Source organism: Ensifer sp. GW101-20A05 (genome assembly GCF_059424735.1).
Genome location: NZ_JBWKZT010000007.1, coordinates 198,571 through 213,479, shown reverse-complemented (window position 1 = coordinate 213,479; position 14,909 = coordinate 198,571). Strand labels below are relative to the sequence as shown.

Annotated in this window: 17 protein-coding genes; 8 read left to right on the top strand and 9 right to left on the bottom strand. The window is 63.0% G+C overall.

What is annotated here, in order from left to right; genetic code table 11:
- Positions 1-57: 57 nt before the first annotated feature.
- The gene (locus AC070A_RS19315) at positions 58-984 is read right to left on the bottom strand and encodes a Gfo/Idh/MocA family protein (RefSeq protein ID WP_058320223.1); all 927 of its coding nucleotides are present in this window, start codon (positions 982-984) and stop codon (positions 58-60) included.
- Between the two features lie 220 nt (positions 985-1,204).
- On the opposite strand from AC070A_RS19315, the gene AC070A_RS19310 reads away from it, so the two are divergent.
- Positions 1,205-2,047 (top strand): GNAT family N-acetyltransferase, encoded by an 843-nt coding sequence (locus AC070A_RS19310; protein WP_113479458.1) that lies wholly within the window; start codon positions 1,205-1,207, stop codon positions 2,045-2,047.
- 19 nt (positions 2,048-2,066) lie between these two features.
- Here AC070A_RS19310 and AC070A_RS19305 read toward each other — a convergent pair whose 3' ends face one another.
- On the bottom strand, positions 2,067-3,956 hold the full coding sequence (locus AC070A_RS19305; protein ID WP_057252683.1) for an ABC-F family ATP-binding cassette domain-containing protein: 1,890 nt from the start codon (positions 3,954-3,956) through the stop codon (positions 2,067-2,069).
- 324 nt (positions 3,957-4,280) lie between these two features.
- On the opposite strand from AC070A_RS19305, the gene AC070A_RS19300 reads away from it, so the two are divergent.
- The 3 genes from AC070A_RS19300 (at position 4,281) to AC070A_RS19290 (ending at position 5,534) form a co-directional block, all read left to right on the top strand.
- A complete protein-coding gene (locus AC070A_RS19300) occupies positions 4,281-4,568 on the top strand; it encodes a hypothetical protein (protein ID WP_057252679.1) in 288 nt (95 codons plus the stop codon).
- Positions 4,569-4,713: 145 nt separating this feature from the next.
- Positions 4,714-4,992 carry a hypothetical protein gene (locus tag AC070A_RS19295; protein ID WP_058329413.1) on the top strand — a complete coding sequence of 93 codons (279 nt, stop codon included), beginning with the start codon at positions 4,714-4,716 and terminating at the stop codon, positions 4,990-4,992.
- A gap of 89 nt (positions 4,993-5,081) precedes the next feature.
- A complete protein-coding gene (locus tag AC070A_RS19290; RefSeq protein WP_058329412.1) occupies positions 5,082-5,534 on the top strand; it encodes a MarR family winged helix-turn-helix transcriptional regulator in 453 nt (150 codons plus the stop codon).
- Positions 5,535-5,544: 10 nt separating this feature from the next.
- Here AC070A_RS19290 and AC070A_RS19285 read toward each other — a convergent pair whose 3' ends face one another.
- Positions 5,545-6,624: a GGDEF domain-containing protein gene (locus tag AC070A_RS19285; RefSeq protein ID WP_162770863.1), complete on the bottom strand. Its 1,080-nt coding sequence runs from the start codon at positions 6,622-6,624 to the stop codon at positions 5,545-5,547.
- Between the two features lie 248 nt (positions 6,625-6,872).
- Between AC070A_RS19285 and AC070A_RS19280 the strand changes: the two genes are divergently transcribed.
- On the top strand, positions 6,873-9,509 hold the full coding sequence (locus AC070A_RS19280) for a non-ribosomal peptide synthetase (RefSeq protein ID WP_375374133.1): 2,637 nt from the start codon (positions 6,873-6,875) through the stop codon (positions 9,507-9,509).
- On the opposite strand, the gene AC070A_RS19275 is transcribed toward AC070A_RS19280, so the two are convergent.
- On the bottom strand, positions 9,495-10,004 hold the full coding sequence (locus tag AC070A_RS19275) for a DinB family protein (RefSeq protein ID WP_057252670.1): 510 nt from the start codon (positions 10,002-10,004) through the stop codon (positions 9,495-9,497). The two genes, AC070A_RS19280 and AC070A_RS19275, sit on opposite strands and share 15 nt — an antisense overlap.
- 136 nt (positions 10,005-10,140) lie before the next feature.
- Here AC070A_RS19275 and AC070A_RS19270 point away from each other — a divergent pair, with 136 nt between their 5' ends.
- The gene (locus AC070A_RS19270; protein ID WP_058329409.1) at positions 10,141-10,830 is read left to right on the top strand and encodes a glutathione S-transferase family protein; all 690 of its coding nucleotides are present in this window, start codon (positions 10,141-10,143) and stop codon (positions 10,828-10,830) included.
- A gap of 102 nt (positions 10,831-10,932) precedes the next feature.
- Positions 10,933-11,355, top strand: a complete 423-nt coding sequence (gene ndk, locus AC070A_RS19265; protein WP_034803877.1) for a nucleoside-diphosphate kinase — start codon at positions 10,933-10,935, stop codon at positions 11,353-11,355.
- A gap of 77 nt (positions 11,356-11,432) precedes the next feature.
- On the opposite strand, the gene AC070A_RS19260 is transcribed toward ndk, so the two are convergent.
- Together AC070A_RS19260 and AC070A_RS19255 are read right to left on the bottom strand one after the other, a co-directional pair.
- Positions 11,433-11,942, bottom strand: a complete 510-nt coding sequence (locus AC070A_RS19260; protein ID WP_058329408.1) for a hypothetical protein — start codon at positions 11,940-11,942, stop codon at positions 11,433-11,435.
- Positions 11,939-12,499 carry a CGNR zinc finger domain-containing protein gene (locus AC070A_RS19255; protein ID WP_058329407.1) on the bottom strand — a complete coding sequence of 187 codons (561 nt, stop codon included), beginning with the start codon at positions 12,497-12,499 and terminating at the stop codon, positions 11,939-11,941. The genes AC070A_RS19260 and AC070A_RS19255 overlap by 4 nt, the downstream gene beginning before the upstream one ends.
- Positions 12,500-12,566: 67 nt before the next feature.
- On the opposite strand from AC070A_RS19255, the gene AC070A_RS19250 reads away from it, so the two are divergent.
- Positions 12,567-13,463: a branched-chain amino acid ABC transporter permease gene (locus AC070A_RS19250; RefSeq protein WP_110878171.1), complete on the top strand. Its 897-nt coding sequence runs from the start codon at positions 12,567-12,569 to the stop codon at positions 13,461-13,463.
- Positions 13,464-13,495: 32 nt separating this feature from the next.
- On the opposite strand, the gene AC070A_RS19245 is transcribed toward AC070A_RS19250, so the two are convergent.
- Genes AC070A_RS19245 through pgsA form a run of 3 tightly spaced genes read right to left on the bottom strand, consistent with a single transcriptional unit; the run spans position 13,496 to position 14,812 of the window.
- Entirely contained in the window at positions 13,496-13,963 is a 468-nt protein-coding gene (locus AC070A_RS19245) for a molybdenum cofactor biosynthesis protein MoaE (RefSeq protein ID WP_058329405.1), read from the bottom strand.
- A gap of 4 nt (positions 13,964-13,967) precedes the next feature.
- The gene (gene moaD / locus AC070A_RS19240) at positions 13,968-14,228 is read right to left on the bottom strand and encodes a molybdopterin converting factor subunit 1 (protein WP_057252659.1); all 261 of its coding nucleotides are present in this window, start codon (positions 14,226-14,228) and stop codon (positions 13,968-13,970) included.
- The gene (gene pgsA, locus AC070A_RS19235) at positions 14,225-14,812 is read right to left on the bottom strand and encodes a CDP-diacylglycerol--glycerol-3-phosphate 3-phosphatidyltransferase (RefSeq protein WP_057252657.1); all 588 of its coding nucleotides are present in this window, start codon (positions 14,810-14,812) and stop codon (positions 14,225-14,227) included. Before pgsA ends, moaD begins: the two co-directional genes overlap by 4 nt.
- Positions 14,813-14,909 lie beyond the last annotated feature (97 nt).

Below are 14,909 nucleotides of genomic sequence, written 5' to 3'. Positions count from 1 at the left end.
GACGAACAAAGCCCGCAGCCGATACCGCGGGCTTTGCGTTTCTGCCTGTCTGGAAAATCAGTCGTGGAACGCTTCGACGAACTTGCGCTTGCCGAGCATGAAGGCGTCGGCGACGTGACGCAGCGGCGCCAGATCGACGTCCGACCGCCCGGCTTTGACGATCTCGGCGAAACGCCGATAGAGCATCGGGTATTCCTGTTCCGGCTCCTGATGCACGAGCTTGCCGTCGACGGCGAGCTTGGCGCCGCCTTCGGACAGCACCATCTCGCCCGCCGCCGTCCGGGCGACGATATCCCAGCTTTGCTTGCCGGTCTGGCGCCAGTCGAATTCGGCGGAAACCGGCAGTTTCTTCCCATCCGTGAAGGTGATGGTGGCAGCAATCGGCGCGTCGCGATTCTCGGGGAATTCGAGCACGGCCGAGGTCACGAACAGCGGGCGCGGCAGTATGTGGGTGACGATCGAAAGCGCGTTGATGCCGGGATCGAAGACGCCGAGGCCACCCGCCGCCCAGATCCATTCCTGGTTCGGGTGCCAGTGGCGCACGTCTTCCTTCCAGATGACCTGGACATCATTGATCGTCGTTGCCGCCAGGAAGGATTTTGCCGCTTCCACGGCCGGCGCGTAGCGGGAGTGCCAGCTCGCAAACAGCGACAGCCCCTTCGATGCCGCCAGCGCCTCGAGGTCTGCGACCTCGCTGAGGGTGGCGCCCGGAGGCTTTTCCAGGAACACATGCTTGCCGGCGTCGAGTGCTGCGCGGGCGGCCTCGTAGCGATACTGCGGTGGCATGCAGAGCGATACGGCCTCGATCGCAGGCACGGCTTCGAGCATCGTCTCGATCGATTTGAAGTTGTCGATGCCGTCGACCGTGCCATGCCGGCTTGCGGCGGCGATCAGGTGATAGTCGCTGTTCTTGGCGATCGCCGGCAGGTGCTGGTCGCGAACGATTTTGCCGACGCCGACAAGGGCAATTTTGATGGGGGCCATGGTGTTCCGCTCGATTTGTATGACTTATTGTCGGCTCTTGTAGCAGATTGCGCAGGGCGGACAAGCGCCGCCGGTCCGTCGCCAGCATATGCCATCAATGTCGGGGAAATCGACAGATTATCATTCCCTCTGAACGCCACCGCGCTAGCTCTACCACTGGACGTGCCGATTCGTCCCGTCAACCGGGCTGACGATAGGGACCGCCCAAGAGGAGTGAACCATGCAGCAGCAAATCCGTCGTGCCAGCCGCGCCGAACTCGACGTCATGATCGAGTGGGCGGCCGAGGAGGGGTGGAATCCCGGGCTCGGTGATGTCGGCGCCTTCTGGGCGGCCGATCCGGACGGTTACTGGATAGCCGATGGAGAGGACGGGCCGGTCGGCGCCATCTCGCTGGTGCGATACAACGAAAACTACGCCTTTCTCGGATTCTACATCACGCGACCGGAATACCGCGGCAAGGGGATCGGTCGGCAACTGTGGCAACAGGCGATGGCCGTCGCCGGGAACCGCATCGTCGGCCTCGACGGCGTGGTCGCACAGCAGGAGAATTATCGGCGGTCCGGCTTCACCTATGCCCATGCGAACATCCGCTACGGCGGTGTCATCGACGTAATCGAGCCGCCCGGCGCCGATCTTTTGGAGGTCGCGCCGATCCATATGTCGCTGCTCACCGAGTACGACCGCCGCTTCGTCCCGGCGCGTCGCGAGGCGTTCCTTCGCGAATGGCTGAAGTCGAGCGATGGACGGCGCAGTATCCTGCTGCTGCGCGACGGCGCGGTGGCGGCCTATGGAACGATCCGGGCTTGCCGAAACGGGTTCAAGATTGGACCGCTCTTCTCCGACACCGAGACCGGCGCCGATCTGGTCTTCCGCAAGCTCGCCGCCGGTGTCAATGGTAGCGAAATTTACCTCGACATCCCCGAACCGAACGCCTCGGCCAAGGCGCTTTGCGATCGCTACAATCTACGGCTGGTGTTCGAGACCGCGCGCATGTATCGCGGGCCCGACCCCGGGCTGCCGCTCACCCGGATCTACGGCATCACCACGTTCGAACTGGGCTGACCGGTCGGGCAGGCTACTGTCAGCCGGCCATTGCCTCTTCATACTCGGCGGAAAGCTCGAGCCATTGCTCTTCGGCGTGAGCGAGTTTCACTGCCGCGTCGGAGCGTTCCTTGGCCTTCTGGGCGGCTTTCGCAGGCGACTTTTCGTAGAGCACCGGATTGGCCAGTTCCACATCAAGTGCCTGAATCAGTTTCTCCAGTTTTCCGGTCAAGGATTCGATTTCATTGATCTTCTTGCGAAGCGGCGCCAGCGAGGCGCGCTTGTCGGCGTTCACCTTGCGCTGGTCCGCCTTCGAGAGGCTGTCATCGGCTCCGTTCGGCTTGGCCTTGTCGTCCTTGGGCTTGGGTCCGCCGACGATCAGGCTGCGATAATCCTCAAGGTCGCCGTCGTAGCTCGTCACCGTTCCGTCGCGCACCAGCCACAGCCGGTCGGCAGTTGCCTCGATCAGATGGCGATCGTGCGAGATCAGGATGACAGCGCCGGAATAGTCGTTGAGGGCGGTGATCAGCGCGTTGCGGCTGTCGATGTCGAGGTGGTTGGTCGGCTCGTCGAGGATCAGGAGGTTCGGTGCGTCGAAGGCGGCAAGGCCCATCAGCAGCCGTGCTTTCTCGCCACCCGAGAGATCCTTGGCAGGCGTTTCCATTTTTTCCGTCGCCAGCCCCATCTGCGCCACGCGCGAACGCACCTTGGCTTCGGGGGCATCCGGCATGCGCCGGCGCACATGCTCGACGGCGCTCTGCGTGGGGATGAGGTCGTCGAGCTGGTGCTGGGCGAAGAAACCGACCTTGAGGTTCGGCGCGATCTTCAGTTCGCCCGCCTCCGGCGCCAGTCGGCCGGAGATGAATTTGGCGAAGGTCGACTTGCCGTTGCCGTTCGAACCGAGCAGCGCGATGCGGTCGTCGGTATCGATCCTGAGGTTCAGCCGCTTGAGGATCGGCTTGCTGGGCTCGTAGCCAACGGTACCGCCGGTGACGGCAATGATCGGCGAGGCAGCTTCCTTCTCCGGGTCAGGGAAGGAGAAGCCCTGGACGTGATCCTCGATCACGGCAGCAATCGTACCCATGCGCTCGAGCGCCTTGACACGGCTTTGCGCCTGGCGTGCCTTGGTGGCCTTGGCCTTGAAGCGGTCGATGAAGCTCTGGAGGTGCTTGCGCGCCGCATCGTTCTTGGCTTTCGCCTTCATCTGCAGTTCGTCGGCCTCGGCCTTCTGCCGCTCGAACTGGTCGTAGGGCCCGCGATAGAAGGTGAGCTTCTTCTGGTCGAGATGCACGATGGCGTTGACCGCCGTGTTCAACAGGTCGCGATCGTGACTGATGATGATGACGGTGTGCGGATAGCGGCGAATATAGTCTTCGAGCCAGAGCGTGCCTTCAAGGTCGAGATAGTTGGTCGGCTCGTCGAGCAGCAGCAGGTCCGGTTCGGAAAAGAGCACGCCGGCGAGCGCCACCCGCATGCGCCAGCCGCCGGAGAAGGAGGAGGCCGGGCGCAATTGCGCTTCGTGATCGAAGCCGAGGCCGGCGAGAATGCTCGCGGCCCGCGCTTCGGCCGAGTGGGCGCCGATATCGGCAAGCCGGGTCTGGATTTCGGCGATGCGGTGCGGATCCGTTGCGGTCTCGGCCTCGGCGATCAGCGCCGAACGCTCCTTGTCAGCCTTCAGCACGATCTCGATCAGTGGCTCCTCGGTGCCGGGCGCTTCCTGCGCCACCTGGCCGATACGGGCGTTCTTCGGCAAGGAGACGCTGCCGGCCTCGGAGGCAAATTCACCGGTGATGATGCGAAACAGCGTCGACTTGCCGGCACCATTGCGCCCCACGAGCCCGGCCTTCGTGCCCGCCGGAAGCGTCACGGATGCGTTTTCGATGAGGAGACGGCCCGCAATACGGGCGGAAAGGCCGGAAATCTGGATCATTGCGGCCTTTTGCCCGGACTCGTCCGGGAAGGCAAGAGGCACAATCCTGGCCGCGTTCGCCTGAGTGACCGCTCGGTGCCCGTTCTCGATTTCAAGGGGTCATTGTTATCGATTTTTGAACAAGGCGTTCCGACAATCGATACTACACATCCTCATCGTGAGGGACCATCTCAATAACGGAAGGGCGGGGAACGCTCTTCTGACCGCCTCGATCGACTGAACGCCATCGGCAAGGGCCCCGCGTTTGGAGAGACGACCGATCCGGCCACGGACAATTTAGATGAAACCTCGTTCATGTGAACGAGCCTCCCAGGAGTGAAGACCATGAAAACTGCAATCCAGACCGCTCTTTCCGCCGCTCTCGTTGCAACCGCTATCCTCGGTGGCGCCTCCGCTGCCTTCGCCGGCGGCAGCTACTACGAAGGCGTCAGCCCGACGCCGCTCTACACCGAGCGCACGCCTGCGGTGACGGGCAAGACCTCCTTCACCATCGGCAATTCGGAAGCTGGCTATGTTGACAGCACCCGGACCGGCTCGGTCGTCAACTACGGCGTTGCGCCGAAGAGCGTGATCGGCGGCGAAGGTGAATACTATCAGGGTATTTCGCGCTAACCGCGACGAAGAAGGGGTGCGGGTTTCTCCCCGCACCCTCTTTCAAGGGATTTGATTGATCATTGCCATGATCCTATGAGGCGACCTCCCAAGCGCCCAGGCGGGGCTTAGCCCCCACCGTCTATCTCCACCAAGGAACCGATCTATGAAGAAGTCCATTGCCGCGATCCTCGTTGCGGCCGCCATGCTTGGCGGCGCGTCGGCCGCTGTGGCCGGCGGCAGCTACTATGAGGGTGTGAGCTCCACGCCGCTCTTCACCGGCCGCGCCGAAGCGTCCGCCGGCACCGGTGTCTCCGCGAGCACGACCAGCCGCGGCGACTATTATGCGGGCGTCGAAGACAGATCCGTCGACACGACGGCAACCGGCGCGATCGCCGACAGCGGCGCCAAGGGTCTCGGCCAGGCCGACGAAAACAAGCAGTAAGTCACGCCAAACGGTTGACCGAACAGCCCGGTCCCGCCACGCGGGGCCGGGTTGTTTCGTTTTGGCGTTGCCAAATGAGGTACATTGCCATGACAGAAAAAATCGAAGTCGCCGAGCGGCTCTTCGATCTCTATCAGTGCGTTCATCGCCTGGTGAACACATCGATGTCGGAGGAAGGCGTTTCGCTCGCGCGCAGCAAATTCCTGTTCTATCTCAACACGCTGGGCCCTTGTCGTTGCGCGGATATCGCCTCAGCGCTCGGCTTTGCGGCGAGAACCGTCACCGAAGCGATCGACGGGTTGGAGCGGGACGGCATGGTCGTCCGTGACGCGGACCCGGAGGATCGCCGCGCGAAGATCATTTCGATCACCGATCGCGGCCGGTTGGCACTGGAAGCGGCGCTACAGCCACGTCATCGCACGATCGACGAATTGTTCTCGGCGCTCGATGATTGTGAGCGTACCGAACTCTTTCGCTTGCTTGGCTGTCTCCGAGAGAAGGCGACGGAGATCGACGAAAACCGCCAGCCGGTCGCTGCCTGACACGCGACACTCAGGCGGCGTTCTGACCGTAGGTCCTGCCGCGGTCGCGGCCGAGTGCCGCCGAATAGCTAAGGATGCCGGCGCCATCGCGCGCGCCGGCCAGTGCCAATTCGGCCTGGGTCAGGAGATCGGCGCTCGTCGTTGCCGGCTGGGCTATGGTGATGCCGGCCACAAGCGAGAGCGTCTCGGCGGTGTACGCGCGCCCGGGAAGGGTGACCTTCAGTTCCTCCACGGATTGGCACAGGCGCCGACCAATGGCTTCGGCGTTTTCGACGCTGACGTCCCGGCAGACGACGGCAAAGTCCTGCTGACCCACGCGGGCGACGAAGTCGTTCTTCTTGATCGACTTGCGAAACAGCGCCGACAGCTTGGTAAGCGCCTTGCTCGCAACCGTGCCACCGTGGTGCTCGGCCATCTCGCGAAGCCCTTCGACAGAGACGAGAAGCAGGGCGACCGGCCGGTCGGTTCGCTCCGTTTCGAGAATGGAGTCGAGCTTCGCTGTCAGCGCCAGACGGTTCGGCAAGCCGGTAGCGGGGTCGCGGGTGAGCGACCGGCGGCTTTCGGCGAGATCTCCCTCGAGTTCGGCCATGCGCTGCGCACTGGTTTCCAAGGCGTGCTGCAGAGCATTCTCTTCGTTCATCAAACGGCCTGCCGCTTCGCGCAGCCGCGCGGCGTCGTCCGCGAACTCCGACAGGCCGACGACAGGGTCAGCTGCCAACCGACCGGCGAAATGATCGAGTTCGGTCTTGAATGACTGCTTCTGCGCCAGCGCAAGCTTGAGCGTGCTGGCCATGTCGGCGAGGGCTTCCTGGGCTGCGGCTCTCGCCCGGTCCGCGGCGAGGGCCGCGTGGGAGACGAGGTGATGCTTGAGGCCCAAGGCGTCCAGCAAGTCCTGTTGCGGATTGTGCCCGAGCTCGGGAAGCTCCCGGGAAAGCTGGGGCAGGCGACCGGACAGCGCCTCGTAGAAAAGCTCGTAGTTGCGGGGCAGGGCAGCGACCCCGTGCGCGGACATTGCGTGCGCCACCTTCAGAATGATCGCCGCCTGCCTCGCCTGCGATCGGCTGGCGTCCGCTGGAACTTGCCTGGTCATTCTGTCGTGGTCCCCAATGTGTGCCGGATCGTGGTGTCCGGATCCAACGGCACTATGGAAGCCTGCATTTAAGGGAGTCTGAAGATTTCGGCCGGCCGCCCATTCGCGCCCGGTATGGTTGCTGAATTCCCTCTGCTCGGGGTCGGACGCAACCGGGAATCGCATGCCAACTGACAGCCGTCAGTCCCGGCAATCTTTATACTTGACGCCTTTAGTCACCAATTATATTCGGCGCTGCTAAATCGGGCATGGGGGCCCGAGGCAAACAGCGACGGTCAAGGATGTCCCTCTCGTTCATTGCGGATCTGGCGAAATGGGGCGACCGGCCGGCGCTGGTCTTTTCCGGGCAGCGGGTCGTCACTTATCGGGAACTCGGCGAGCGGGTCGCCCGCCAGGCACTTGCTTTCCGAAGCCCACGCGGGCTGGTGGCGATCGAGGCCGAGCTTTCCGAACATGCGATCGTCGCTTATCTGGCAGCGCTGACAGCTGGCCATGCCGTGGCGATGCAAGCCCCGAAGAACGCGGCTGCCGGATCCTGGGTCGATGCCTTCGATCCCGATTATGCCTTTCGCCGGATCGACGGCCGCTGGCGCACGGAACAGCCGCTGCGGCAAAGTGACAGTGCGCCGCATTCCGAGCTGGCGGTGATGCTCTCGACATCGGGCAGCACCGGTTGCGGCAAGGCCGTCCGCTTGTCCCGGCAAAACATCTCCGCAAACGCCGCGTCCATCGCCGACTATCTCGGCCTGACGGCGGATGACCGCGGTTGCCTCATTTTGCCGCTCCATTATTCCTACGGCCTGTCGGTACTGAATTCTCACCTGGCAGTCGGCGCCAGCCTCTATATTCCCGGTGGATCGATCCTCGATACCGATTTTCTCGAAGGTCTCGCTGCAAGCGACAGTACCAACCTTGCGGGCGTGCCCTATTCCTACGAATTGTTGGAGAAGGTGGGCTTCCGCGATCGGCGGTTCCCGCGCTTGCGCTTCATGACCGTGGCGGGCGGTCGGTTGAGCCCGGACGTCATCCGTCTCTACAACGACCACCTCAAAGCCCAAGGCGCGGCCTTTTTCGCCATGTACGGCCAGACCGAGGCCACCGCTCGGATCGCCTATGTGCCGCCCACCCTGCTTGCCGGTAACGAAGACAGGATCGGCGTCGCGATCCCCGGCGGGCGCCTTCTGATCGAGAACGAGAGCGGAGCGCCGATCGAAAACGATGGTGTGGCCGGCGAACTCGTCTATCACGGCCCGAACGTCATGATGGGCTATGCCACATCGCGCGACGATCTTTGCCGCGGCGCCGAACTCGCCGAATTGCGCACCGGCGACCTCGCGATGCGCCATGCCGACGGCCTGTTCCAGATCGTCGGCCGCATGAAGCGGATTTCCAAGATCGCCGGCCTCAGGATCGCTCACGATGTGTTGGAAGCGGCGCTCGAAAGGCGCGGCATCACTGCTTCTGTCGTCGGTGACGATGCCGGCCTTCACGCCTTTTATGCCGGCAGCCGCGATGCGGAAGAGATCAGACGGTTCCTCGCACAGGCAAGCGGGCTGACGCTTTCGCATCTCAAGGCCACCCCCCTTGCCGAAATGCCGCGGCTTGCCAGCGGCAAGGTCGACTACAACGCGCTGAACATGGCGGCCCGCCAAGCTGCGGCGAACGTTGACGACGACAACGGCGGCATCGAAGAGCTTTTTGCGCAGGTCTTCTATCCGAAAAGGGTAAAGCGCTCCGACAGTTTTGTGTCGCTGGGCGGCGATTCCCTGCGCTTCGTTCAGCTCTCGATCGGTCTGGAAAAGGCGCTGGGGCAAGTTCCGGACGCCTGGGAGACCTTGTCTATCGCCAAGTTATCGGCCGAGGAGCGTCGCGAGACCGCCACGCGGCGGATCGGGATGGATCTGCTGATTCGCGCACTGGCCATTCTGCTGGTCGTGCTGCACCACGAACTACTTTGGCCCATCCCCGGCGGATCGGCAGCCATGGTCGTTCTCGCGGGCTTCAGCCTCGCCCGCTTCCAGATGGGCCCACTTCTGGCGGGAGACGGCCTGGCCATCCTGCGCCCGCTCGCCCAGGTGCTCGTGCCATACTATCTGATCGTCGCCGCCTATGCGGTCGCCTGGGGCGAGGTGCCCTGGGCCTCGGTCTTCCTCGTCGGCAATTTCGGTGTGGCCCTGCCGGAGACGCACGGCATGGTGCCGTATCTCTACTGGTTCATCGAAGCCTATTGCCAGATGATGCTCGTCTTCGTCGGGCTCTTCGCCATCCCACAGTTCCGGCGGTTCGTGTCGGCAAGGCCTTTCGCCGCCGGTATGAGCCTGCTCCTGGCGGCGCTCGCCGCCAGGCTGGCGCTGCCGCTCCTGTGGCCGATCGGCAATCGCCAGATTTTTACCCTGCCGTGGATCTTCTATCTCGCGGTCATCGGCTGGTGCGCCGCTGTCGCCGAAACGGGCAAACAACGGCTGCTGCTGATGATGGCCGGCACAGGGGCGTTCCTGTTCTTCGGTCTATACGAGGGGGTCTGGATCGGGACGAAGGTCAAGTACCTCCTGCAAATCGCCGTCCTCGCGGCGCTGCTTTATCTCCCGCGCATCAGCGTGCCGCGCTCTGCGGCACAGCTCATCCTGCCTTTGTCGGCGGCGGGCTTCCACATCTACATCCTGCACCGCTTCGTTCCCGAACTTCTGTTGGCGCCGCTGCAACCGGCATTGCCAACCGTGGCGTTTTCGGTCCTGTCGATCGTCGGCGGTGTGGTTCTCGGCCTGGTCGCCTGGCTCGGCCAGCGTCAGGTGCTCAAGAAGCTTGCGGAGTGGCGGGAGTGTGAGCTCCGGCCACTGCGGTCGCCTGGGTTGGGGGCGCTCCGGTCTCCGCTACGCCCACTTTGACCCTTCGGTTCTCAGGAAATACGCGAGATCCAGCGTTATGGATGGGCGGCCGAGTGCGGTCAGCGTTGCATGCGCCTGGCCGCGATGATGGGTCTGATGGTTGAAGAAATGCCCGAGCGTCGGCGCCAGCTTCTGCGTGATGACCGTGGGGTTGGTGAGCGGTGTATAGGTGAGGTCGGCGCTGAGGCGTGCATCACTCAGGCCGTCGATCCAGGCAATGATGCGTTCGTCCTCAGCAGTTCGCGCGGCGGCGAGCGCCGAGAGGTCGTCGTGGAGGATCGTGTCGAGCGAGGCCGGGGTGTCGCCCTCGTGCGTAAAGCGCTTCATCCAGACCCGATCGGCCACGAGGATATGGTTGAGGGTCGAAAGCAGCGAGCCGAAGAAGGCGCCGCGGCTTTCCCGCAATTCGGCATCGGTCAGTTCTGCCGCAGCGGCATAGACCAGGCGGTTCGCCCAGCGGTTATAGTCGGCGAACATGCGAAAGTGATCGAGCATCGGGTATCTCCTTTGAAGGGGCGGCGACGCTAACTCGAAACCGCATTTCTGTGGCTGATATCACTCATGAAATTTACTGATTTGATGACGTGGCCGATTTGTCGTTCAAAGGGACGCCAACCGACCGGGAGTTCATATGTCGAGAAAACTCTATTCGCTTTGCGGGGCCGACAGGACGCGTCCGTTCTCGCCGCATGTGTGGAAGACGAAGATGTCGCTCGCGCACAAGGGGCTCGATTTCGACGTCGTGCCGATCGCCTTCACCGAGATCCACGCGGTCGAGGATGGGGCGACGAGCCTGGTGCCGCTGCTGCGGGACGGAGAACGTCTGGTGAAGGACAGCTTCGAGATCGCGCTTTATCTCGAACAAACCTATCCGGATCGCGCGCTGCTCTTCGCCGGTGAGGGGGCGATGGCGATCTCCCGCTTCGTCGAGGGCTGGTCGCAGACGACGCTGCATCCCGCCATCACCCGCATCATCATCAGGGATATTCACGATCGCCTCGATCCGGTCGATCAGGCCTACTTCCGGCAGAGCCGCGAGAAGCGTTTTGGCACGTCGCTTGAAGCGGTAGCCGAAAGCGGCGGCGCCGCGCTCGAATCCTTCGCTGAAAAGCTCGAACCTTTGCGCCATATGCTGAAGTTTCAGGAATTCCTGGGCGGCGCCTCGCCGCTTTTCGCCGACTACATCGTCTTCGGCGCGTTTCAGTGGGCGCGCATCGTCTCGCCGCAGCGCCTGCTTCAGCCAGGCGATCCCGTCACCGATTGGTTCGAGCGGTGCCTCGATCTGCACGGTGGGCTCGGACGTAGTGTGACGGCTGCGTGAAACCCGCTTGGCCCGAGCCGAATCATCGGTGAACCCCCTTGTTTTGCGCGGGATTGGCGGCTAATGAACCGCCACTTCTCAAGAAACAAGGGATTTGAGCCAATGGCTATTGAACGTACCTTCTCGATGATCAAGCCGGACGCTACCAAGCGCAACCTGACCGGCGCCATCACCAAGATGCTCGAAGATGCCGGCCTGCGCGTCGTCGCTTCCAAGCGCGTCTGGATGAGCCGCCGCGAAGCCGAAGGCTTCTACGCCGTTCACAAGGAGCGTCCGTTCTTCGGCGAACTGGTCGAGTTCATGTCCTCCGGCCCGACGATCGTTCAGGTTCTCGAAGGCGAAAACGCAATCGCCAAGAACCGCGAAGTCATGGGCGCCACCAACCCGGCAAACGCCGACGAAGGCACCATCCGCAAGGTTCACGCCCTGTCGATCGGCGAAAACTCGGTTCACGGTTCGGATGCTCCGGAAACCGCTGCTGAAGAAATCGCCTACTGGTTCTCGGGCACCGAGATCGTCGGCTGATTCATAATCTTCGGTTCGAGCCGCAAAGGCTTGAATTGTTTCAGGATTTGAGCCGGAGCGGAAACGCTCAGGCTTTTTCATATCGGGCAAGTCGCCGTCTCGAAACGTTCGGGCGCCTTGCCGTCCCTGAAGACCTCGGGGTTCTTGTCGTAAGCGGGGCCTTCGACCAGCGGCTTGGCCGGCAGGATATCCTGGTCGACGTCAGAGGTGACCGTCGTTTCCAGCTTTTGCAGCGTTTCGCCGGCAGGCCCTTTCACCTCGATCGTCACCGCATAGGGCCTATCCTTTTTGACGCACGTCAGATCGGGGCTTTCCAGCACCACTCTGTCGAGTTTTGGAAAGAGCTTGCGCGTCACCGTGAGCGACGCGCCGCCCACCGGGTTCTCGAAGGTTGCGATGACGACGCTTCCTTCGGGCACCGGCTCCGTTTTCTGAAGCGTGATCGTGTAGACCGCATAGGCGAGGCGGTAGTTGAAGATGAACATCTTGCCCGTCAGCTTCAGCGGATCCGGACCGGTCTCACGCTGGCACCCGGCGGCGAGCAGTGTGATGGCGGCCGCCGCAAGCGTAGCGATCATCCTCGTCATAAGCCGGTTTCCTCCCTGTTGCGATGGTAGTGGCGTTTGGCCTTGGTGCGATTGCCGCAGACGGCCATGTCGCACCAGGTCCGGCTGCGGTTGCGGCTGCGGTCGAGAAACAGCCATCCGCAGTTCGGACAGATCTTCAGCCGGTCGGGCTCGGTGCTGGCGGCAAGGCTGAGGGCGGATTGCGCGGTTGCGGTGTCGAGCGAAAGTGCGCCGCCGTGAGGCAGGGAACGGCGGAGAACCGCGGCGATCGCCTCGAGCAAATCGGCCAAGAACTCCGGCCGTCCATCGGCCGATATCTCCGCGCGAAAGTGCCGGTCAGTCGCTTCGCGCAGCTGCAGCAGCCGGCCGCGATTCTCCGCTGCGACGGGCGCCAGCGCACCGAAGCGGGCACTCTCTGCTCCGAAACGGTTGGCCGCTTCCGCAAAGGTATCAATTGCCGCAACATCGGCGAAACGGTCGATCCGGCGCTCCGGATCGGCGCGCAGGATGATGGAATTGGCCACGTCCAGCGCCAGCGCGCCGCCGGCAAATCGATGGGCGGTCCAGGTGAAGGTCATGCGAAAATCCTAACTGGCAAAAATGATTTTACCAGTTATATTGATCTTGTCACGCTCCGGATGCGCCATGCTCTATTTTCTGCAGCAGCTCGCCAATGCCGTCCCTGTCGCTGCCCTCTATGCGGCGCTCGCCTTTGGCTATGCCATCGCCTTCGCGGTGACGCGCCGGGCGGATCTCACCTATGGCGCGCTCTTTGCCTTCTCGGGCCAGATGTTCGTGCTGTTTGCTGATTTCGGCTGGAACCGGCTGTGGCTGGTGTTGCCGGCCGCCCTTGGCCTCGGCGCGGCTGCGGCCCTGAGCTTCAGCGTTGGCGCCGGGCTCGTCGCCGGGCGTTATGTCATGCGGCCGCTCGCCTTTTCGTCAGCCAACACCGTCGTCGTCGCTTCGCTCGGCTGCCTGTTGGTGCTGATGGAAGCGGCGCGGCTCGCCTCTGAAACACGCAGCCTGTGGCTGCCGCCGTTCCTGAACGGGAATATCGTCTTCTGGGACGATCCTCGCTTTCCGGTGACCTTGACGGTCATCCAGCTCGGCAACACCGTGCTCATGGCTGCGCTCGTGGCGGCCGGGCACTGGTATCTCACGCATTCCCGGGCAGGGCGGTTCTGGCGCGCCGTATCGGAGGACAGGGGGGCTGCAGCGCTCTGCGGTGTCGACGCCGCGACCGTTTACATCGCCGCCTATGGCGCGGCATCTTTGATCGCCGCCGTCTGCGGCATTCTCGCAGCCTCCTACTACGGCAACATGGATTTCGGCACGGGGCTCACCTTCGGCGTCAAGGTGCTGTTCATCGCCGCAATCGGCGGCCAGGCTTCGCCGCTTTTTGCAGCCCTTGGCGCCGCCGGGGTCGGTTTCCTCGAAACGCTCTGGAGTGCCTATGGCCCCATCCTCTGGCGCGATTTCGTGATCTTCGGTTTCCTGGTGATCGTGCTGGTCGTGACGCGCCGGGAGAAAGTCATTCCCTAGTCAAACGGGAGGGGAAGTCCCCGCATGTAGCGCTATTTCGTCGACCAGCGGTCCCGCGCCGTGTCGTCGGCATCCTTGGCGCTGACCCAGCCGCCGGTGGTGCCGTCGCCGAGGTGTTCCTTCTTCCAGAAAGGCGCTGAGGTCTTCAGGAAATCCATGATGAAGTTGGCGCCGTCGAAGGCGGCCTGCCGGTGCCGCGAGGCGGCGACGACCAGCACAATATTGTCGCCGGGCATGATCTTGCCGTAACGGTGGATGGCGGTGGCGGCCCGCAGCGAGAAGCGCTCAACCGCCTCGTGGCAGATGCGCTCGATCTCCGCTTCGGCCATGCCTGGATAATGTTCGAGCTCAAGCGCAGCGAGCGTGCCCGCCTCATCTCTGCAAAGCCCGGAGAAAGTGACGACCGCGCCGACGTCCGCCCGTCCGGCAGAGAGCTTCGCGACCTCCGTATTGAGATCGAAGTCCTCGCGCTGAACGCGCACGTTCACCGGCGCGTTCATGGGCTCAGCCGCCCGTCATGGGCGGAAACAGGGCGATCTCACGGGCGCCGGCAATCGGCTCCTTGTGGTCGACATGTTCCTGGTTGATGGCCGCGCGGATGACGTTTTCATGTTCGAGCGCCGCTTCGTATTCGTCGCCGAGCGTCTTCAGATGCTGGAGCAAGTCGGCAATGGTGACGACGCTGGCGGGAACGTCCAGGGTCTCTTCGCCCTTGCCGATGCGCTCGCGCACCCAGGAGAAATAGACGAGATTGACGGTGCTCATTCGTTGACCACGTGCTTGAGGCCGGCGCGGAAATAGTCGTAGCCCGTGTAGAGCGTGATGGCGGCGGCGATCCACAGGAGCACGATACCCGCTTCCGTCGTGTAGGGCAAAATCTTGTCGCCAGCAGGACCGGCGAGCAGGAAGGCGATGGCGACCATCTGGATCGTCGTCTTCCACTTGGCGATGCGGGTGACGGGCACGCTGACCTTGAGTGCCGCCAGATATTCGCGCAGGCCGGACACCAGGATTTCGCGGCAGAGGATGATGATCGCAGCCCAGATCGACCAGCCGGCGATCGTGCCGTCAGCGGCGACCAGCAGCAGGATCGAGGCGACAAGCAGCTTGTCGGCGATCGGATCGAGCATCTTGCCGATGTTCGACGTCTGCTTCCAGATGCGGGCGAGATAGCCATCGAAGAAGTCGGTGATCGACGCAATCGCGAAGAGCGTGACCGCCGTCCAGCGCGCGAAATCCGAACTGTGCAGCCGCCCTTCGATGAAGAAGCAAAGGACGATCAGCGGCACGATCAGGATTCGGAAATAGGTGAGCAGGTTCGGGATGCTGTAGGCGACGGGCGTGGGCATGGATTCGTGTTCTCTGGTTCGTCAGGTACAGAATGACTTTGCTGACCGGAGGTCAACAGGTCATCACGCGGCAATTGTCATATTTGCCTGATTCCAT